Here is a 19,766-nt window from a genome sequence, read left to right as displayed (position 1 = left end):
CGGTTGAACTTTCTTACTGCTCGAAAAAAGATTAAGGGCGGGCTTCTGAGCCTGCCCTTTGCTTTGCGATTTTTGTCAAGGAGGTGTTTCGTCTTATGAGAAAACTTGAAGGCGCTGTAGCAAAGGCTTTCTATGTCTATGTCCTTGCTCTGGGCTTATTTCATCTTTACACAGCTGTTTTTGGATCCTTTGAAGCATATTTACAGCGAGCAATTCACCTAACATGGGTGCTACCAATGGCATTCATTCTTTACCCCTTTGCCTCTTCGAAGAAAAGAGAACTCCCTGAGAACAAAGTCCCTTGGTACGACTGGATACTTGCCGTAGCTTCTACGGCACCTGGAATATACATCATAATGCACTACGACCAAATAATGATGCGTATCCAGGGCGTAGACGATATCACCATGATTCAGATGGTACTTGGCACTATGCTTATTCTACTGCTTTTAGAAGCTACTCGACGCGTCGTAGGGTTACCTCTTGTAATCGTAGCGTTGGCTTTTGTAATTTATACATATGTGTGCGACACTAGCTTACTTCCTGCCGTTCTCAGGGGTATTCCGACCGAATTCGATAGACTTATTGAGGGCATGTATCTTACAGACGAAGGTATTTTTTCGACGTCTTTAGGTGTATCTGCGACCTTTGTCATGATATTTTTAATTTTCGGCAGTTTCTTAGAAAAAAGTGGCATCGGAGAATATTTCATGGAGTTTGCACAAGCCTTTACCGGAACCGCAGCGGGAGGACCTGCCAAAATTGCAGTAGTAAGTTCTGCTCTATTTGGTTCTATTTCAGGATCAGCAGTTGCTAATGTTTATGGAACCGGCTCCTTTACCATTCCCTTAATGAAGCGCATTGGGTATAAGCCTCACTTTGCCGGAGCTGTAGAAGCGGTTGCCAGTGCAGGAGGGCAGCTCATGCCGCCAATAATGGGAGCGGGAGCCTTTGTTATGGCCGCTCTTTTAGGGGTTCCTTTTAAAGTAATAATGATAGCTGCCGTGCTCCCTTCTCTATTCTATTATGGCGCCGTTCTCTTAATGACTCATCTAGTCGCCCTCAGAGATGGTCTAAAAGGACTTCCACCGGATGAACTTCCATCTAAAAAGACCGTTCTTAAACGACTGTACTTGATGTCGCCCATTGCCCTACTTGTCTTTATGCTGCTAGCCGGATACACACCTATGTATGGAGCTATTGCGGGAATTGTTTTATCTTGGAGCATGTCGCTCTTTGATCCTAAACATAGAATGGGGCCAAAGAAAGTAATTGAAGCTATCCATGACGGAGCCAGAAGTATTCCCATTATTTGCCTGGCTTGTGCCTCTGCCGGATTAGTTGTTGGGTCCGTTGCTCTTTCCGGCGTTGGTTTCAAATTTGTAAGCGCTGTACTTAGCATCGCCCACGGTATCCCCTTATTAGCACTGCTTTTAATCGCTATCGTTTCACTTATCCTGGGCATGGGGTTGCCAACAACCAGCGCCTACATTCTCGCCGCTGCTTTGGGTGTACCTGCCCTCGTCAAAATAGGATTTAACCCGCTAGCTTCACACCTTTTTGTTTTTTACTACGCCATAGTGTCAAATATTACACCGCCAGTTGCACTGGCAGCCTATGCTGCTTCATCTATTGCAGGTTCAGATCCCAACAAAACAGGTTTCACGGCCTGTAGGCTTGGCGTCTTAGCATTCGTCGTGCCCTTTGCATTTTGCTATGATTTAGGACTTATTTTTCAAGGAACTCCGATACAAATTTTATTCTCTATTTTGAGCGGCATCGGAGCCCTCGCCGGCATTGCCTTTGCCATGACAGGCTATGCACGAGCTCCCCTATCTTCATGGCATCGAATAGCTTTTGCCGTTGCTGGCTTTGCAGCATTTTACCACCGACCTTTAGTTACCGTAATATGTGTAATGTCCGTTCTTGTCCTATTTATGACATCTGGGACTAAGGTGATGTCCAGCGTTAAGGCCGGATAAGGTCTTAACACAGTGAAACCATTAAGGTCTGTAGAAACAGGAAAAGTGATATCGTGCGTGATGGGGCCTTCCTTTCGATAGCATAAAGGAAGGCCCCTATTTAACTGCCGACAACAGGCAAAGGATAGTGCCCTTTGGAAGCAATAAAGCTAGCTTGTAGGCGCAGGAATCCCGAACAAATCGATAATTAGTTTTTAAACACCAACGCGTCACCTGCTTCAGGTAAAAAGCAACTTCAATCCGAATCAAATATCGTCTGTTCGAATATCTCGGTCTGCAAGGCCTTCAAGGCCCTAAGCACCAGCTTTCTCCTGACCTTTTTGTCTTCCTCAGGACCTGCCTCGGGGTTACCCACGGGGTGAGGTATGGCAACGCCCGGGACGATGCGATTTGCCCCCACGGTGAGCATGATAGGCACGATCGTGGCGATCTGGGCCACCGGAATTTGTGCCACCCTTTCTATTTCCCTAGTCATCGATGCGCCGCATCGGGTGCAGGTTCCTCACGTGGAGGTTAAAATTACGCCATCTACGCCTGCCTCTTTTAATTCGTGACCTATCTCTCGGCCGAAGCGCTCGGCGTTTGCGACGGACGTTCCCGTTCCCGTGGTCGTATATAAATAAGGATGAAGTTTGTTAAATACCCCTTCTCTTTCAAGCTCCCGCATAACGTCTAGGGGTACGACAACGTCGGGGTCAACGTTTGCCCACATTCGATCGTATCCCCCGTGGATGGACTCGAAGTTTTCTGGGGTCAAGTCGTCGAGGCCCGAGATATCGTATTTGGCGTAGCTTTCTGCCGAAGAAACGCGAAGCCTGTCGGGGTTGCCCCTAGGAACGATCCCGCCCGATGTGACCAAAGCGATGGTGGCGTGCTTTAGATCCTTTATTGGAGGCGCCGGAGGGATCTTTTTAAATACGGGCATCTCGTATTCCGTGCGAAACTCTTGTCCTGCTATCTTTTGTAGCAACATATCAATGGCCCGAAGCGACCCTCTTTTTTCCTTGAAGAAGTTTTTGCGTATGCCGCGGTGGATATAGCCTTCCTCGAAGGCCGAACCAAGCGGCTCACGCTTCAATAGTTTAAGGCCGAGGCGCGCCATGCTTGTCAACGCTTCTCTCATGCCCATGGCGCTGTCTGCGGTTTTAACGATGAAGATTTGCTTTGAGTAAAGCTCTACGCCTGGGTTTTCGGGAAACATCCCCGTCACGGAAGGTATGCCTAAACGTTCTACTACGGCCGCGCAGATGTCGCCGCAAGCCACTCCGTATCGGCCGGCGTTAAAGGCTGGACCTGCTATGAAAAGGTCTGGTTTTAGCTCTTCAACGATCTTTAAACACTCGGCACGGGCTTTTTCGATGTGTTCGGCATAGTAGCCGTCGCCGCAGATGATGGTGCCTGTGACCCTTGCTTCGTCGCCGAACAACTTTTGAAGCTCCGACCCCGGCCCGACGGGACCTTGCTCGAGAGAGGGCTTGAAATCGGCAACTTCTTCTCCTCCCTTTCCTCCGTAAAATTGGTTTATGTAGTGAACCACACGGTAAGCCATTTAGACTCCTCCCCCTTTATACCCATTCGCAGCCTACGTTGCCATAGCCTATTTCTACGGTCGAACCGATGACAGATTGAAGCTCAACGTACATGGAGCCGTCTTCACGCAAGCTTTCGGCGGAACCGCCCGACAGCAAAGCTATGGCCTCGGCCTCGCCGATTATCTTTTCCATTGGTGGGACGACGATCATCTCGTTGACATTTCCCGTAGACACGAATGCATTCATCTCGGGCGTGGCGTCAGCCAGGCTTTGGCTTTTGCCATCCGTGCCCGCAGCTTCGTCGGAAATTACGACCGTCTTGATGTCAGCTTCCTCGAAATATTTGGCCGTCAGACAAAGGTCCGTGTCGGGGTTGCCGTAGCCTTCTTCGGTTATGACCACTCCGTCGGCACCAAGCTCAACTCCTATGGCGGCACTCATAAGTGCGTTTCTCACCTTCCCCGCTAAAACGGTGCTTTCGGGCGATATGGCGACGCCAAGAAAGTTCAAGTCTTTGCCGTGACGTTCGTACAGGTCACAGACGACGGGGTTATTTACGTGATGGTAGGTCGTGTTTTTGTCGCAGGCGGAAACGCAGTTTCCCGATACGACGGCACCGTCGAGCACCTCGTTTGGGTGAAGTAAAAAAGGAAAGCTCAATTTGATGTCTTCGCCGTAAACGTATGTGTCGTGAAGCAACCCCTGGGCTATGGACATGCATACGTACAGTATCTTTGGAAGGTCGGGGTATTTCGCGCTTTCTTCTGCGGTGGAACCTTTTTCGAAAGTTGCCACTTCATCGGCCTTTGAATCCTTGCAGGCTCGAGCTAAATAAGTTGCAAGTTTTAACCCTGCGATGCGCAGGGCGGCTTCGTATTTATGTTTATCAAGGCCTTCGACGGGCTCTACGACGAGCACTACGTTGTTGGTCTTAGAAAAGTGAGTGTAGCGCGCTCCCTCCCCGCTCATGTCGATGAACCCTTCCTGGAAGGCCACGATGGACCCGCACGTCACAACCGCCGCTCCGTCAAGCACGAGCGTCGCACCACTGCCCGCCCTTTGCATGGGCGAACAAAAGCCGGGGAAGTATTCCTTTCCATTTCCACCAGATAGCTTTACCCTTGGTTCGATGCAGTCCTTCACGGGGATGATTCTAGTGCTTTCGCCGGGCCTTGCCAGTTCAAGATCGACCTTGGCGAAAGCGTCGTCTTTTACCTCCTCTAAGGCGGATGTCTTGTCCACGTACAAGACTCCTCCTTCAACCTTGGTGGCGTCGCCCCACCGGACGTCGCGCACCTTCACTTTATGCAACTCCAGCCGCATGAGAAGCCCCTCCTTTTTGGGGTAAAGGATATTTTGCCCCTCACAAAGATGTATCGCATGAAATGGACTCAAGAATAAAGAACTTTCTTAGAGCTTTAAAGAAGGAACATGATCCACTCCGCAAGGCTCTGAGGATAGTTGCCGTGCTAACGGAAGCTCTTGAACCCAAATGTGTACGGCCGATTCTAGCAACCTAACGAGCTATTGATGACACTTGCCTGTGGCGTAGCTTTGTTTATAATTCCCTTTGCCTTGACCTTGCATCCAATTGCCTCAAGATGACGGGAAAGTAGGTCCAAAGCTTTTTCTACGTCAGGTGCGTCGGATTCCTGGGCTGCATCGACGAAAAAGAGCGCCTCTTTTGTATCGGTCGTAACGGCGCACAACCTGCTGTCGCGGTGATTCCACAGCCAACAGCAAATCTTTTCTTCATCGGCATAGACAATGTGGCTTTCTTTGACGGGAATTTCCTCGCCAGATCCGAGGGGAAGGAATACTTCTCCTTCTCTTCCGTACCTCAGGGTGAGGTCTCCTTTAAGTTTATAGGCATCATAAGCTCCCATGGGAAGCAGCGTCATGACAGAAACACAGTTATAGCAATCGACCACGCTTGAAACGTTCCAAATGTTTTCACCCTTAATCACGCGCCTTAAAAGCGCCTCCAAAGAGCAACGGTAGCTGCTGGGCTTGACGCCCATGGCGCTGTAGATTTTCCGCCAATTGGCGATCCTCGGATGTTTTGACAGTTCCTCTGTTTTAGACAGCCCATATTCTTGAAGGATCCGCGGCAGCTCTGATTTTAAGGCTTCAACGTAGTCATTTTTTGCCTCTACGATCACATGAGCATAAAGCCAGCCTATGTGAGTACCAGGGTATGCTTTTAAGATTTCAGGTGCGATCGTGATCTTCATGATTTCCTCCTATTAGGAGTCCGCAGATAAAAGCGGGATCCCGCTTTTAATGGATCCGTGATTCTATATGTCAAGGTATCCTAAATAATCCACTCCACTTACGAGAGATAATGACCTGACCAAGTTATAACTATCATAAACAATACATTAGCAAATCATAAATATACTCAATTTAACAAATACCTATGTTTTAGAGTATTTTTTAAGCCTCTTTATTACACCATACTTCTATCGGATTATACAGTATAAAGGATTCTATCAATAATCCTAACCCGACTTACAACTACTTTACAAGACCAACAACAGTCGGTATGTACATGGACAACACTGGAACGAAAGTTATTAAAAGAAGTATTGCAATTTCTACTATAAAATACGGTAGGAGATGTTTAAACACGTTTTCTATTTTCAGGTCGGCTATTTTACAACCCGTAAAAAGTATCGGTCCAACTGGAGGTGTAATAGTGCCAACACAGAGATTAAAAACCATTATTACACCAAAGTGAATAGGATTAATACCAAGTTTTACTGCGATTGGCAAAAATATAGGAGTGAAAATTAATACTGCTGGCGTAGGATCCATTATACAACCCATAATAAGGAGAACTATATTCATCATAAGAAGGATAAGGACTCCACTGTCTGTAAGACTCAAAAAACCTTCTGCAATAAATGTCGGTATTCCCGTGAAAGACATTATCCAGCTAAGAATAGATGAAACACCGATCATAAAAATTATCATCCCACTAGTTTTAACCGAGCTCAAAAATGCATCATATAAAATTCTCCAAGTCAATTGCTTGTAACAGAGAGAAAGAAGTAAAGAATATACGACAGCAATACAACTTGCTTCAGTTGCTGTAAATACTCCACCAAGAATACCGCCTACTATAATTACTATTAAAAATAAAGACGGAATAGCATCTACAAATGTTTTAAGTTTCGCACGAGCTCCCAAAATAGGACTCGGTTTATAACCGCGCTTCTTTGCATAATAATAAGCAACGATCATGCAACCAACGCCCCACAATATTCCTGGAATATATCCAGCCATAAATAAAGCAGCTATAGAAGCACCACTCGACGCTAGAGAATAAACAATGAAAATATTACTCGGTGGTATAAGCATTCCGCAAGGTGCAGAAGCTATGTTAACTGCCGCAGAATAACGTTTGTCATATCCTTCCTTACTCTCTACGGGATCAAGGATGCCTCCGATTGCTGCTGCTGCTGCAACCCCAGAGCCACTAACCGATCCAAAAAACATATTTGCAACAATATTCGCTTGCGCTAACGCTCCAGGAATAGAACCTATAAGGGATTTTGCAAAGTTAACTAATCGTTGCGCTATGCCACCGTTGTTCATTATATTGCCTGCTAAGACAAAAAATGGAATTGCGAGGAGAGAAAAGGAGTTTATACCAGAGTATATACGCTGAGCCGCTGTCACTGCAACCTTTGGGCTTGGAAGAACGACAAAGCATGCTGCTACTGCTCCAATTCCCATACTTATGCTTATAGGAGTCCCTATCAAAAGTAGGACAGAAATTAATATAACAAGAATTATCCCGACTTCAAAAGCATATTCTATCATATGAATTTCTCCTTCCTCAATGATTATGACTATTAATAAAACATGCAAATATATCTTTTAATATGAAAAAAACACTAAAATATGCTGTAACATATCCACAAATTGGTAATGCGATATATATTTGGCCTATTGTTATAGACGGAATGGCTGAATTTACTTGCTTCATACAGTTAATAACGGCCACACTACCGCCTCTAATAAGCACAAAAACAGCAAACCAAAGTATTGCAATTTGACTTAAGATATCAAGCACCAACTTCTTTTTTCCCTTCGCTTTATCCGAAATAACTCCCATATTCATATGTCCACCTATTTCTCCGAAAAGGTATGCTGCCGAGAGAAGTACCATCCACACAAACAATATGGTCGACAACTCTTCAGTAATACTGCTTGGATTGCTTAAGACATATCTTGAAAAAACCTGCCATGTAACAGCACAAACTAGCGCAACCATTACCACCACGCAAACTCCTGCTAGAATTTTTCTTAACAAAACATGTATTTGTTGCATCATATTAAGAATTCGCAACATGGAACCAACTCCCTTTTCAAGGACAACTCAAACTCCAAAAACAATTAAATAGCCATGGAGTTTGAGTTGTCAGTTAAAAATTAATCACGATTACATTTTTTACACAATATCGCTAGTGAGTTTCTTAATTGCGAGAACTTCTATATTCCAAAATTTGCTTATATATTTGCTTCGCAGCTGGAGTGGTAAGTTTGGACTCTGTTAGAGGTGCCACAGCTTCCTGAAAAGGTGTTATGTCTGGATAAGTAATAACTAAATTTTCGCATTTCGATTTAACATTCGCAAGCGCAGTTTTCACAGCGTCATCAAAAGAACTGTACTCAAGATCAATAGCTTTTGGTATTTCTGCCTCAAAAATTGCCTTCACATTATCTGGAAGCAAATTCCAAACCTCAGTGCTAATCGTAAGTACGTCTGGCTGCATTAAATGCTTGGTGTAACTATAACAAGGCGCTACCTCGTAATGCAAAAGAGAGTTGTATATCAGTTCATTGTTTTCAGCCCCATCGATTACTCCCGTCTGAATTGCTGTATAAACATCACCTTGCCCCATTGAGATACCTGTACCACCCATCATATTCATCATAGAAATCATTGTATCCGATTGCATTACTCGAATCTTCAGTCCATTAAGGTCACTAGGTGAATTTATTGGCTTTTTACAATAAACATTCCGTACACCACCATGAAACGCAGCTAAGACTTTAATTCCATGTGGCTCTAGAGAACGATACAAATCCCCAACAATCTCAGGATTGTTTACAATCGCTTTTTGCTCATCAACGCTTTCAAACATATATGGAAGATTAAAAACGGCAAAATCGGAATTCCAGTTTTCAAGTAGTGCATTAGCTACAATAGCCATAGCGATTGTCCCAGATTGAACCATTTCAAGTGTTTCTTTTTGCGCTCCAAGAAGCTCATTTGGAAATATCTGAACCTCGTACTCTCCTTTCGTCTTATCCTTCAAAATTTTTCCGAACTGCTCCATTGCAATATACTGAGGGTGACTTTTATCTTGGTTAAATGCAATTTTAAGAGTAGTTGCCGCTGAGGCCGTATTAATGAACACTATCGAAATAACTAACCCAATAATTACGCCCACCAAACGCCTTTTCATAAAAAACCCTCCTTAAAATGTTAAAATGATCTTTGAAACCAAACATATCGTATTTATCACTGTTAATTAATCACCTCTATCTCCTTTTGCTTTCAATGATACAGAAGCTATCTTATAACATCCATTGGAATATTATCCATATCATCATAATCTTTATTTTCACCACACATAGACCATATGAATTTATAATTCTTAGTGCCAACGCCTGCGTGTATGGACCAGCATGGAGAAATGACAACTTCTTCGTTTTTTACCACAATATGCCTGGTTTCGTGAGGCAACCCCATAAAATGAAAAACCCTTGCATCTTCTTCCATATCGAAATACATATAGACTTCCATTCGCATCTCATGGATGTGACATGGCATGGTATTCCATGCACTTCCTTCTTCAATTGCTGTCATTCCCATTGCAAGTTGACAAGTATCGAGAATATCATCGTGAATATATTTATTTATCTGTCTCTTATTTACATCAGCTGCGCTTCCAGCTTTTGTATGAATTGCTTCATCATAAGAAATTTTTCTGGTTGGACAAGATCTGTGTGCGGGACAGCTTGCAATATAGAATTTTGCAGGATCCTCTAATGATTCGGAGGAAAAGCTTAACTTTTTTGACCCTTTACCAACATATATAGCTTCATATTTATCGATGAGATATTCCGTATTATCAACGGTAACTACTCCTTTGCCGCCAATATTTATAGCTCCTAGTTCTCTTCTTTCTAAAAAATATTCTGCACGAAGTTCTTCCGCAGCTTCAAGATTAAGCACTTTATGCGACGGCATGATTCCTCCAAATATGATCCTATCTTGATGGCTATAGTAGAGATTGATAGAATCCGGACTAAAAATTCTTCCTACGTGAAACTTTTCTCGCAATTCCTCAGTGTCGTATTTCTTAACATCATCCGGGTGATTAGAATAAAACACTTTCATAAATAGGACACCTCCCAATTATAGTAAAAACAGGTTATTATTTTAATTCTTGCTAGTAAGAAATTTTCTTGCTAATATCCCATTTGCTCCATAACAAATGTATTTATCTGGGTGCTCTGGGAGCATTCACGGGATCACGTAACTTTTCTCCTTTGCTAAAGCGTACGGCTTCTTCGGCCACCTTCCTTTTTAGCTCCCTATAGGCTTCCTCGGAGTACCAAGACATATGAGGCGTAGGTAAAAAATTATCATGCTTGTATAGAGGATGACCACCTATTACTGGTTCATTTTCCATGCAGTCCAAAGCTGCTCCTCCTATTTCCCCTATAGCAAGAGCTTCATCCAGGTCTTTTTCATTAACAATACCTCCACGTGCAGTATTTATTAAATATGCACTTTTTTTCATTTTTCTAAAAGCGTTCATATCAAACATGCCCTTTGTATCTTTATTTAATGGAGTATGAATAGAGATGATATCCGACTCCCTCAACAATGTGTCGAAATCCACGCTTTTAACAAACTCCAAGCCATTTGCCTCGCATGGATGAACAAAAGGATCATAACAAATAATATTAGAAGTCAAAGGGCGCACCTTATGGGCAAAGTTACGCCCTATCCTACCCATTCCGCATATACCTATAGTGAGACAATTAAAACGATGAATTGGAACTGCTTTTGTGTAATCCCAATTGCCAGCTTTTGTATCGTTTACCATAATCACAGTTTTACGAACTAAAGCAAACATAAGGGCCATGGCTTGTTCAGCGACTTCGTTCATGCCATAATCGGGGACATTACATACTATAACTCCATACTTAGTTGCGGCATCCAAATCAACATTGTCGACACCTACGCCATAGCGAATAACTATTTTTAAATTTGGGAGTTCTCTAATCACTCTTTCCGTAATAGGTGCATATTGATTAATAAATATCTCCGCTTCTCCGCATTTTTGAATAACGTCATCTTCAGTTCGACATTGTAAAAGCTTAAATTCTAGACCTGCTGCATTTAATATATCCTCTTCGATTTTGATGCTATCATGATCACAATCCGTTATTATAACCTTCACTTAAAATCAACCTCCTAACATGCGAGGTATCCGCCGTCTACAGGAATTATGGCCCCATTGAGGTAGTCCGATGCCGATGATGCTAAAAAAATCACGGGCCCTTTCATATCCTCAGGTGTACCCCATCTATGAGCGGGAATTCTATCTGTTATTGTTTTGTATCTTGGATTTGATGGATCCATAAGTGCTGTATTCATTTCAGTGGCCATATACCCGGGAGCTAGCGCATTGACGTTGATGCCAGAGCCGGCCCATTCATTACAAAGTGCTTTTGTAAGCTGAGCTACACCGCCTTTGCTGGCAGCATAAGCTGGAACAGTTAAACCGCCAAAAAAGGAAAGCATAGATGCAACATTGATTATTTTTCCCTTTCCCTGTTTAAGCATTACCTTGCCAGCCATTTGACACATGCGAAAAACTGCTGTGAGATTCACTTCAATAACATAGTTCCAATCATCCAAGGGAAACTCCTCTGATTTGTGGCGTCTTTGTACGCCAGCGCAATTAACTAAAATATCTAGTCGATTATCAAGCAAATTCAGACCTTTTTCAAAGGCAATCTTTCTTTCCTCTTCCAAGCTCAAGTCTACTACCAAGCCATAACATGTATAACCTTTTTTGGTATATTCATCTGCTATTGTCAGTATTTTATTTGAAGTAGCAAAAAGGACAGCCTTTACTCCAGACTCCATAAGAGCTTCAGCCATTGCAGCACCCAATCCACGGCTGGCTCCTGTTACCATTGCTGTTTTACCCCTAAGATCAAACATATTTGGCATTTGTTTCTCTCCTTAATTATTCTATGTGCTTTTTTTCTATTTACTGCAGTCTATAAGGACTTTGACAGTGTTATTTTTAGGATCAGCTATCATGTCAAAAACACTCTCGCTTTCCGAGAGTGGTATGACGTGAGAAACTATCTTCTCGAGATCTTGATTAACCTTCTCGGTGTATTCCACGGCTTGTTTAAACTCTTCTTTCGTATATACGCGAGTCCCGACTAGATTTTGCTCTTTAAAATTGAGTTGCTGCAAGTTAACTGGATGGGGTTGCTTATGCACGGATGTCATGCATATTGATCCACTGACCCTTGTAATCGCGGTCATTTGAAGTGCTGCTGCCGCAGAACCGCTGCATTCAAAAAGTACATCACAACCTTCATTATCCGTGCCCTTTTTTACAATTCTTTCTAAGTCGTCTCTCTGTGGATTAATGGGGACCATTTCAAAGGATTCTGCAAGATTAAGGCGTGTATCAATTAAATCCGAGATATATACTTTGGATGCACCAAACTTCTTAAGCATTATACCAGTAAGCATCCCTATTGGACCTGCACCAATAACAACAGCCGTATCAAGGGCTTGAAAGCCACTCTGATGAATTGATCTTACAATAACTGCCAAAGGCTCAGTAACCGCGGCTGCCTTGTCAGACGTTCTGTCTGGAACTTTAAATAGCATATCTTCATCAACGTAAATGTACTCGCAAATACCGCCATCAGTGTCAATACCAATAAGTCCTAAATGGTTGCAAACGTGAGCATTGCCAGTACGACATGCACGACATTGGCCACAAGAAATAAGAGGGTATGCTACAACCCTGTCACCTTTTTTGAATTTTTTCCCATCTTCTTCGACGATACCTACAAACTCATGCCCCAATACCAGAGGTGGTTTCGCCCTCGGGTGGGTTCCAAGAAAAATGCCTATGTCAGAGCCGCAGATTCCACAAAATTTAATTCTAAGCTTTACTGCACCGGGCTTTTGTAGAGAGTCATGTATATTTCTTACTTCTACCTTCTTGGGAGCTGCATATATAAGCGCTTTCATTATATTGCCTCCTTACACAATTACATTCCAACACATGCCACTGGCAAGGATAACTTTAGACTGTTAGTATTTCACTATGCAAATTAACTGCGCACAATCCCTCCCTTTTTAATAAACTGCATTTCTCCATCCTATTTTTTGCTAAGATGTAAAGAAAAGCCCATAACCTCCTTATCGAGATAAGCGAGAGTAATCTTGCCTTTTTCCTGCTTTATGGTTTCCTTTATCGGGTGGATGCCGAATGTTGAAAGCCACGCGAGTGCCCTCTCCACCGAAAGAGTGGATAAAGCGATATGACCATTAGTGCCACGCCCTTTTGATTTTATGATCTCAAATATCGTGCCGACGAAAATGGAGCTGTCGCCTTCCTTAGCGGGCATGCCAAACATTTCGGAGAGAAGTTTTGCATTGGCTAAGCTTTCTTCGGCATTGCTCCCGTTGATGCCGACGTGAAGAAGATCGAACCCCAAAGAAAGCAACCTGGCCTCATGGCAAAGCCTTTCAACCGTTTTAAAATCACATGCTTCGACTGCTTCGCTTGGGACCATCCAACTTCCTCCGACCGCAAAGACATTTGAACATGCAAGATATTCCGCCAGGTTTTTTGTATTCACACCACCTGTTGGGATAAAAGATGCTTTACCTTCGTAAGGACCGTCAAGGGCTTTGAGCGTCTTAACTCCACCTGATGCTTCTGCGGGGAAAAACTTAAGGACTTCAAGGCCCATCTCCAATGCCTCTTCGACAAGGCTTGGCGTATTGACACCAGGAATTATCGGTATGCCTACTTCTTGGCAAAAAGCTACAACCTTAGGGTTTAGACCAGGCGTAACAATAAAACTAGCACCAGCAGCCTTTGCCTTTTTTACTTGTTCTGTAGTTGTGACAGTACCAGCGCCAACCAAAAGATCGGAAAATTCCTTTGACAAAATCCTTATAGATTCTTCAGCTGCGTCGGTGCGAAAGGTGATCTCAGCAACAGGAATGCTTCCCTTTAATAGCGCCTTGCCAAGATCATAAGCCAGCTCTGCCGAACTAAGTTTTACAACCGGAATAATACCTATTGATCCAATTTTACAAAAAATATCATTCATATTTATCAGCATATTTGTCAGATCCTCCTCAATGATACAATAATTTAAATTACTGCAACATATGTTTTAACACTTTATTGAAAATAAATATTTTGACGCTAACAACCTTACCGTACTGTGTTTCATAATTTCACATTTCGTATTATCGTTTCCCTAGGTGGTTTTTTTATGATAAACCTTTAAATATATTTGTCAAGGTCATATAATGATCGAGTAAATATTCTTTCTTGGTACGGGTCAAATAATTTAACAAATGGAGATAAGTACCAGCAAGTCTAGCCAATATCGAAGTAGCTTAAGTCCCTGCTTTGAAACTCCTCGAAATCCTTGTGTAAAGCACCGCTATAGTTGCTTACTGCAGATTTGCTTAAAATCGCATCTCGTATGACTTCAATGAGGGTGTCTTTTATATCCCTTGTAGAAAGGACACTTGCGTAAGCTGTTAGCCAGCCTTTCGAGTGTTTGGGTATTTCTCTTGAAAAATGTCCCGAGTTTTGAACTGAAGGGCTTTTCGCGCCCTCTAACTTTAAGCTTTAATACGCAGATGTTTCCTTCAGTGGCCTTTAGGACGTAACCCCGATGACTCACTCTTTTACTAAATACATCTACTAGCCCTTGCCTTAAAGATAAAGCATGACCTGCACCATCTCTTAAAAAAGGACACTTCCCTCCTTCTATTTCCGCTCCCTCGCAATTGTGACATAAGTTTAACTAATTTTAAATAAATCGGTAACCTTTCCCAGATAGAATTAATGTCAGTGGAAATTTTGTTTGGAAAGGAGGGAGTCGTATATTTTCGCTGAAGATAAAGCCACAAGTACGGTAATTATGCATTACCACCCGCAAAGGCAAGAAAAATCTTTAAAAGGAGGAGGCTATTAATAATGAAGATGCGTATTTTTTCAATATGGGCAACTGTCTTCCTGCTTCTTGTTACCATACTTGCCGGAGGAGCTGTAGCCCAAGAGGCAATGCCGAAAAATATAATACTGATGATTGGCGACGGAATGGGCTTCCCGCAACTTACATTGGGAAGACTGGCCAAAGGAAGTCTCGGTATAGAAGAGTGCCCTGTTGGAGGTGCAATGACAACGCATCCTTTGCCGTCAAGCGGTGTTATCACAGACTCAGCTGCAGCAGGTACAGCTTTGGCTACTGGATACAAAACCGATAACGGGATTATATCTCAAACACCGGAGGGCAAAGCTCTCTACACCGTTTTAGAAAATGCCCGCGACAAAGGAAAAGCGACTGGGCTTGTAACCACAACTCGAATAACCCATGCAACGCCTGCGGTATTCGCCGCCCACATAGACGACAGGGATAACGAAAACGCCATAGCAGAACAGTTGGTTAACGCCGACGTAAACGTTTTTTTAGAAGGAAGCCATATGAGCTACGAGCTCGACAGAGACGTAAAAAAAGAGCCAAGCATCGCGGAAATGACAAAAGCCGCACTGGAGATATTGAGCAAAGATCAAGAAGGGTTCTTCCTCATGGTTGAGGGAGGAAGGATCGATCACGCATCTCATGCTAATGACACTCCAACGACAATGACTGATATGATGGCATTTGACGAGGCCGTCAAAGCGGCGCTTGATTTCGCTAAAATGGATGGCAACACACTCGTCATCGTTACTGCAGACCATGCCACCGGAGGGTTATCTATAGGCATGGGCGAGGAGCAGTGGGCAAAGCCTGAAGTTCTTTTTGACGTAAAGGGTTCTGTTGAAGAAAAAATCGCACCTATGTTAAAGGAAGATTCATCTGCCGAGGCAATCAAAAAGATCGCAGCCGAGTATATGGGCATAACAGACCTCACGGATGAGGAAATAGCTGCCATTCAAGTCAATGCCACTGCAGGAGTCATGGTTCGTATAGGTGCTAACATAAAAGAAGGTGACCACCTGGCCGCCCTCCTCGTATCCTCAGATGTTGTGTTGGTATAGGTGCTAACATAAAAGAAGATTACCCAGTAGGGATGAAGCCAAGTTCGCGAGAAATAGTTCACTCACCCGTCTCTGGTGTTGTAGAGTTTATCACCTTCGATTCCGATACTCACACGCTCATCATAACTATATCGTAACTATGTATGAAGGAAAATTAAAAAGAGACGGCGACATAGCAGAAAAGTCCGTTCGCCATGTCGCCGCTTCAAATTCTACTTCAGCCCTTTGATAAATATAGAAGCCCTTGAAATTTGGGCATTGGCTTTAAGGTTTGTTTAACTTCTTTCTTCATAATATTATAATATTGAAACTCTAATATTTAGAATATTTCAACTTCGCTTTGAGTTATAATACAGGCAAAGAGTTATAATGCAGGCAAAATGTGATATACTCCAGCTTTTATGGTATTTAACTCACGACCAAAGTAGGTGTCTTGCTTACTAGCGTATTGACGCTATATATTTACAAATTGCATTAATAAATAGGAAGCCTACAGCTTCAGGAAGGCGTTAAAAATAAGAAAAATAAATTACGACGAACATGTGGAGAAAATTCAAGGAAGATCTATGCGCCTGCGCATTGCAAGGGCTGCGCAGGCCGAGAGACCGTCGCTCAGGCGCCTCTTGACGGCCACTCAATATTTGATAACAGCCTGCAGGTCAAAACTTCGTGCTCTAGACTTTGAAAAATACCCAAGCGAAACGGTCGAAGGCTGCCATTTCCAAAACCTCAAGGTATTTGGTGATTTCCCCTGCGTATTCAACCTTAATGCGGCCTCGTCTATGGCCATGCTGTAGAAGAGATCGTCTGTCCTTAAAGAATAGCCCTCCAGCAATTCGCGATTTACCCCATAACGACCTTCATTATGTACTCGACGAAATTACTATAGAGCCGCGAAGTTATTGACTGGGAAAGGCCAATGTGTCATTATTAATATCGATTAAAAATGATTAAAAAATCAGAATTATCATTAACGTTTCAATCTAGAAAATCGAAGCGACATTGGTTTAACTTTAAGTTATATCAGGTTAGGGGGCAATTGAATGAAATCCATACGGACTAAGATATTGGTAAGCGTTCTTGCAATTGTAATAGCGTCTTTTGTCGTTATAGCTGTAACGTCCTACTTTCAAGTGTCAAAGCATGTAAATCACGTAACTGTTGATCTGTCGAAACAGATTACAAAGACTGTAGCAGGTCAAATTGACGAAACTATTCACGGGCTAATGAACAGAACGGAATCAGTAGCTTCTACCATTCGAGTGAGAAGCATGGATTGGGAACAGGCACGACAAGCGCTGATCGATCTTTCTAAGGCAGAGCCAGCCTTTGAATCGGGAATTTTAGCTTGGACCGACGGAAGGGCAGAGACCACTGACGGTCTATCTTTAGACATTTCCGATAGAAGCTATTTTAAGGCTATTTTTGAACAAAATACCAGATATGCAGTAAGCGAGGCTTTGATCTCGCAAGCCACACAAAGACCTGCTTTCGTTATAGCTTTCCCCGTCATAGATCAGGGGCAGAAGGTTGGCTTAGCCGGCTTTACCGTTTCCCTTGATAAATTGATCGAAATTACAAAAGACTTCACTCCCCTTGGCTTAGGTTACGTCGTCTTAACAGACAGTACTGGAACTATAGTCACTCACCCAAATGCCGATTACATCATGAAGCTTAAATTATCCGAGGCCGATTCCCAGGGCTTTAAAGGGTTATCTGCACTGGAAGCAAACATTCTCTCCGGAAAAGAGGGCATGGGCGACATATCCGATCCAAATGGCAAGCAGCTGAAGGTATTTTACAGTCCGCTAAATTACGCCAGCGGCTGGAGTGCTATGGTTATAATACCTTCGAGTGTCATCTCAAGTATTGCTTCCGAAAGCGTAATTCCCGTTATCATAACCATAATTGCAGCTTTAGTGCTTGTCAGTTTAATTATGTTTTTTGTCACCTCAAAGATAACAAAACCCTTGGCTGCAATAACGGGTTCCGTCGAAAAATTTGGTCAGGGATATCTGGACGTTAATTTCGAAGTAAAATCGCAAGACGAAATCGGCAGGATAGCATCAGCATGCAAAGATACAGTCGAAAAACTGAGACAAGTCGTTGCAGATGCCCTCAGCATAAGCAAAAAGCACAAAGATGCCTCTGCTGCCATGGCTTCAGCAACGCAGGAAATCACGGCGTCGCTTGATAGTATCAACAACTCTATGGAGGAGATCTACTCGCTGGCCGAAAGCAACTCCGCTGCAACCGAGGAGACGAGCGCAGGCATTGAAGAAGTGGCAAGCGGAGCACAACATGCGGCAAAAGGTGCAGTAGAAGCATCTGAGGCTGTAAGCAATGCCCAAAAAGCCGTAGAAGTAGCAAACAGGCAGATGATCGGCTGCACTAGGTCTTTAGAAATTGTTAGAAATATGGCGAGCGACAGCGTCGAAAAGACGAACCACCTCGTTTCCTCCCTACATTCAATTACTGAATTTGTCAACGTGATAACTGGCATCGCTGACCAGACCAACCTGCTTGCCTTGAATGCAGCCATAGAGGCTGCACGTGCAGGAGAACACGGCAGGGGTTTTGCCGTCGTCGCCGAGGAGGTTCGAAAATTGGCAGAAGAATCTTCAAAAGCTGCACAGGAGATCAACGATCTCATATCCGATCTAGATACTAATACAGATGCAACTGCCTCCACAATTAAAGAAACTATCGATATGACTATGAAGGTCATCAGAGCAGTCGGAAAAACGCAAAAGACATTGGAAAATGCTACAACGGAAGTCGCCAAGATTAGCGAATCAATACAGTCCCTGGCTTCCATAGCCGAGGAACAGTCCGCCTCCACGCAAGAGATGGCATCCGCAACAAACCAAATCACTAAGGACGCAATCAGGATGGTCGAACTGGTGGATAATATGAGAACGGCCTTGGAAGAGATCGGCAAGACTGCTGAAACGATCGCAGGTGACGCAGCAGGACTGGACGAAGGAGCGAGGAAACTTGAAGAAGTATTGTCCTACTTCAAGGCTGCCAGTGCGAAGGGTGCGCAGAGAGCAGCCCTGAAGCCTCTGGAGTAAATCAGGTTAGTTGCAGCGGAGAGGATGCATCTATTCGGCATGGATCCTGAAAAAGAGGCGGGGCCTTGTATGCCCGGGCCTGCTGCGGAACTGGCCAGGCTGAAGTTATGCGCAACGGCAGCACCAAACAACATCCTTAGGACAAATACAGCAGCATCGCCGTCTCCTCCCCCTCTCGTCCGCAAAAATTACACACAGAGAGCCTGCTCCTACGCCGATTGTAGGTATAGAGAGTTTTTCATCAATAAGAGTACCTAGAGCGGAAGGGAGACATTCTAAGACAATCGCAAATGCTCCGGCCTCCTCAAAAGCAATCGCATTCTCAATCATCTTTTTTGCCGACTCAATACTCTTCCCCTGCACTTTAAATCCTCCAAAAGATGCAGCGGTCTGTGGAGTAAGACCAATATGTCCCATGACGGGAATTCCCGCTTTAACGACAGCTGCTGCCTTTTCTGCTGCATATAAATCTCCTTCCATTTTTACGCAGTCTGCGCCGTTCTTCATAAGGATACCCGCATTGTGAATGGCTTCTGTTTCGCAAGCCTGAAAGGTCTTTGTATTCGAGTTCTTTGTACACAAACTTACTTACAACAAAGGCATAAACACATGCCACAGCTGCCGCTTCTGTGGGAGTAAAGATTCCCCGGTATATCCCGCCAAGAATTATTAAAGGCATTATAAGCGCCCATAATGGCTTCCACAAAGGCAGACAATACGCTTTTCCACGTAATCTCAGGCCCCGAGGGTCAGATCTTTAGTTTTGAATATTTACCTAGCATGTTGCCTTAAAATGTTAATTTAAAGATCAAAGAC

General features: G+C 43.6%; 18 protein-coding genes and 1 pseudogene. 4 read left to right on the top strand and 15 right to left on the bottom strand.

The window, feature by feature from the left end:
* The first annotated feature begins 95 nt into the window (after window positions 1-95).
* On the top strand, window positions 96-1,982 hold the full coding sequence (locus Q7P41_RS01085; RefSeq protein WP_303881461.1) for a TRAP transporter permease: 1,887 nt from the start codon (window positions 96-98) through the stop codon (window positions 1,980-1,982).
* 235 nt (window positions 1,983-2,217) lie between these two features.
* On the opposite strand, the gene Q7P41_RS01080 is transcribed toward Q7P41_RS01085, so the two are convergent.
* The 12 genes from Q7P41_RS01080 to Q7P41_RS12660 form a co-directional block, all read right to left on the bottom strand.
* A complete protein-coding gene (locus Q7P41_RS01080) occupies window positions 2,218-3,531 on the bottom strand; it encodes a glycine/betaine/sarcosine/D-proline family reductase selenoprotein B (protein ID WP_303881460.1) in 1,314 nt (437 codons plus the stop codon).
* 16 nt (window positions 3,532-3,547) lie between these two features.
* Entirely contained in the window at window positions 3,548-4,837 is a 1,290-nt protein-coding gene (locus tag Q7P41_RS01075; protein ID WP_303881458.1) for a glycine/sarcosine/betaine reductase component B subunit, read from the bottom strand.
* A gap of 185 nt (window positions 4,838-5,022) precedes the next feature.
* A complete protein-coding gene (locus tag Q7P41_RS01070) occupies window positions 5,023-5,748 on the bottom strand; it encodes a B3/4 domain-containing protein (RefSeq protein WP_303881456.1) in 726 nt (241 codons plus the stop codon).
* Between the two features lie 283 nt (window positions 5,749-6,031).
* Window positions 6,032-7,342 carry a TRAP transporter large permease gene (locus tag Q7P41_RS01065; RefSeq protein ID WP_303881455.1) on the bottom strand — a complete coding sequence of 437 codons (1,311 nt, stop codon included), beginning with the start codon at window positions 7,340-7,342 and terminating at the stop codon, window positions 6,032-6,034.
* Window positions 7,343-7,358: 16 nt separating this feature from the next.
* Window positions 7,359-7,874, bottom strand: coding sequence for a TRAP transporter small permease (locus tag Q7P41_RS01060; protein ID WP_303881453.1), 516 nt, complete (start codon window positions 7,872-7,874; stop codon window positions 7,359-7,361).
* 124 nt (window positions 7,875-7,998) lie between these two features.
* Window positions 7,999-8,994 carry a TRAP transporter substrate-binding protein gene (locus tag Q7P41_RS01055; protein WP_303881450.1) on the bottom strand — a complete coding sequence of 332 codons (996 nt, stop codon included), beginning with the start codon at window positions 8,992-8,994 and terminating at the stop codon, window positions 7,999-8,001.
* A 107-nt stretch (window positions 8,995-9,101) separates the two neighbouring features.
* A complete protein-coding gene (gene kduI / locus Q7P41_RS01050) occupies window positions 9,102-9,932 on the bottom strand; it encodes a 5-dehydro-4-deoxy-D-glucuronate isomerase (protein WP_303881448.1) in 831 nt (276 codons plus the stop codon).
* A gap of 103 nt (window positions 9,933-10,035) precedes the next feature.
* Window positions 10,036-11,004 (bottom strand): C-terminal binding protein, encoded by a 969-nt coding sequence (locus tag Q7P41_RS01045; protein ID WP_303881446.1) that lies wholly within the window; start codon window positions 11,002-11,004, stop codon window positions 10,036-10,038.
* 14 nt (window positions 11,005-11,018) lie between these two features.
* Complete coding sequence (locus Q7P41_RS01040; RefSeq protein ID WP_303881443.1) at window positions 11,019-11,783, bottom strand: SDR family NAD(P)-dependent oxidoreductase; 765 nt, start codon at window positions 11,781-11,783, stop codon at window positions 11,019-11,021.
* A gap of 36 nt (window positions 11,784-11,819) precedes the next feature.
* The gene (locus Q7P41_RS01035; protein WP_303881441.1) at window positions 11,820-12,833 is read right to left on the bottom strand and encodes a zinc-binding dehydrogenase; all 1,014 of its coding nucleotides are present in this window, start codon (window positions 12,831-12,833) and stop codon (window positions 11,820-11,822) included.
* Window positions 12,834-12,964: 131 nt separating this feature from the next.
* A complete protein-coding gene (locus Q7P41_RS01030; protein ID WP_303881439.1) occupies window positions 12,965-13,939 on the bottom strand; it encodes a bifunctional 4-hydroxy-2-oxoglutarate aldolase/2-dehydro-3-deoxy-phosphogluconate aldolase in 975 nt (324 codons plus the stop codon).
* 263 nt (window positions 13,940-14,202) lie between these two features.
* Window positions 14,203-14,397 carry a transposase gene (locus tag Q7P41_RS12660; protein WP_369693122.1) on the bottom strand — a complete coding sequence of 65 codons (195 nt, stop codon included), beginning with the start codon at window positions 14,395-14,397 and terminating at the stop codon, window positions 14,203-14,205.
* 414 nt (window positions 14,398-14,811) lie between these two features.
* Between Q7P41_RS12660 and Q7P41_RS01025 the strand changes: the two genes are divergently transcribed.
* The 3 genes from Q7P41_RS01025 to Q7P41_RS01015 all read left to right on the top strand — a co-directional run bounded on the left by Q7P41_RS01025 (window position 14,812) and on the right by Q7P41_RS01015 (window position 18,950).
* A complete protein-coding gene (locus tag Q7P41_RS01025; RefSeq protein WP_303881436.1) occupies window positions 14,812-15,876 on the top strand; it encodes an alkaline phosphatase in 1,065 nt (354 codons plus the stop codon).
* 542 nt (window positions 15,877-16,418) lie between these two features.
* Complete coding sequence (locus tag Q7P41_RS01020; RefSeq protein ID WP_303881433.1) at window positions 16,419-16,673, top strand: hypothetical protein; 255 nt, start codon at window positions 16,419-16,421, stop codon at window positions 16,671-16,673.
* 246 nt (window positions 16,674-16,919) lie between these two features.
* On the top strand, window positions 16,920-18,950 hold the full coding sequence (locus Q7P41_RS01015) for a methyl-accepting chemotaxis protein (RefSeq protein WP_303881430.1): 2,031 nt from the start codon (window positions 16,920-16,922) through the stop codon (window positions 18,948-18,950).
* On the opposite strand, the pseudogene Q7P41_RS01010 reads toward Q7P41_RS01015, so the two are convergent.
* The 3 genes and pseudogenes from Q7P41_RS01010 to Q7P41_RS12655 all read right to left on the bottom strand — a co-directional run.
* Window positions 18,890-19,123: pseudogene (locus Q7P41_RS01010) on the bottom strand (hypothetical protein); the annotation flags it as partial. The gene Q7P41_RS01015 and the pseudogene Q7P41_RS01010 sit on opposite strands and share 61 nt — an antisense overlap.
* Window positions 19,056-19,457, bottom strand: coding sequence for a 3-methyl-2-oxobutanoate hydroxymethyltransferase (locus Q7P41_RS01005; protein ID WP_303881428.1), 402 nt, complete (start codon window positions 19,455-19,457; stop codon window positions 19,056-19,058). The gene Q7P41_RS01005 and the pseudogene Q7P41_RS01010, both read right to left, overlap by 68 nt.
* Window positions 19,384-19,629: a TRAP transporter large permease subunit gene (locus Q7P41_RS12655; protein WP_369693120.1), complete on the bottom strand. Its 246-nt coding sequence runs from the start codon at window positions 19,627-19,629 to the stop codon at window positions 19,384-19,386. Before Q7P41_RS12655 ends, Q7P41_RS01005 begins: the two co-directional genes overlap by 74 nt.
* Window positions 19,630-19,766 lie beyond the last annotated feature (137 nt).

This window comes from Acetomicrobium mobile, from assembly GCF_937920065.1.
This window is presented reverse-complemented; position numbering and strand designations above follow the sequence as displayed.

What these genes read in the sequence shown, in the direction of transcription:
- Q7P41_RS12655 (WP_369693120.1), bottom strand. Translation starts at nt 19,629, where the DNA reads ATGCCTTTAATAATTCTTGGCGGGATATACCGGGGAATCTTTACTCCC.
- Q7P41_RS01065 (WP_303881455.1), bottom strand. Translation starts at nt 7,342, where the DNA reads ATGATAGAATATGCTTTTGAAGTCGGGATAATTCTTGTTATATTAATT.
- Q7P41_RS01035 (WP_303881441.1), bottom strand. Translation starts at nt 12,833, where the DNA reads ATGAAAGCGCTTATATATGCAGCTCCCAAGAAGGTAGAAGTAAGAAAT.
- Q7P41_RS01015 (WP_303881430.1), top strand. Translation starts at nt 16,920, where the DNA reads ATGAAATCCATACGGACTAAGATATTGGTAAGCGTTCTTGCAATTGTA.
- Q7P41_RS01040 (WP_303881443.1), bottom strand. Translation starts at nt 11,783, where the DNA reads ATGCCAAATATGTTTGATCTTAGGGGTAAAACAGCAATGGTAACAGGA.
- Q7P41_RS01060 (WP_303881453.1), bottom strand. Translation starts at nt 7,874, where the DNA reads ATGTTGCGAATTCTTAATATGATGCAACAAATACATGTTTTGTTAAGA.
- Q7P41_RS01070 (WP_303881456.1), bottom strand. Translation starts at nt 5,748, where the DNA reads ATGAAGATCACGATCGCACCTGAAATCTTAAAAGCATACCCTGGTACT.
- kduI (WP_303881448.1), bottom strand. Translation starts at nt 9,932, where the DNA reads ATGAAAGTGTTTTATTCTAATCACCCGGATGATGTTAAGAAATACGAC.
- Q7P41_RS01075 (WP_303881458.1), bottom strand. Translation starts at nt 4,837, where the DNA reads ATGCGGCTGGAGTTGCATAAAGTGAAGGTGCGCGACGTCCGGTGGGGC.
- Q7P41_RS01030 (WP_303881439.1), bottom strand. Translation starts at nt 13,939, where the DNA reads ATGCTGATAAATATGAATGATATTTTTTGTAAAATTGGATCAATAGGT.
- Q7P41_RS01055 (WP_303881450.1), bottom strand. Translation starts at nt 8,994, where the DNA reads ATGAAAAGGCGTTTGGTGGGCGTAATTATTGGGTTAGTTATTTCGATA.
- Q7P41_RS01025 (WP_303881436.1), top strand. Translation starts at nt 14,812, where the DNA reads ATGAAGATGCGTATTTTTTCAATATGGGCAACTGTCTTCCTGCTTCTT.
- Q7P41_RS01085 (WP_303881461.1), top strand. Translation starts at nt 96, where the DNA reads ATGAGAAAACTTGAAGGCGCTGTAGCAAAGGCTTTCTATGTCTATGTC.
- Q7P41_RS01005 (WP_303881428.1), bottom strand. Translation starts at nt 19,457, where the DNA reads ATGAAGAACGGCGCAGACTGCGTAAAAATGGAAGGAGATTTATATGCA.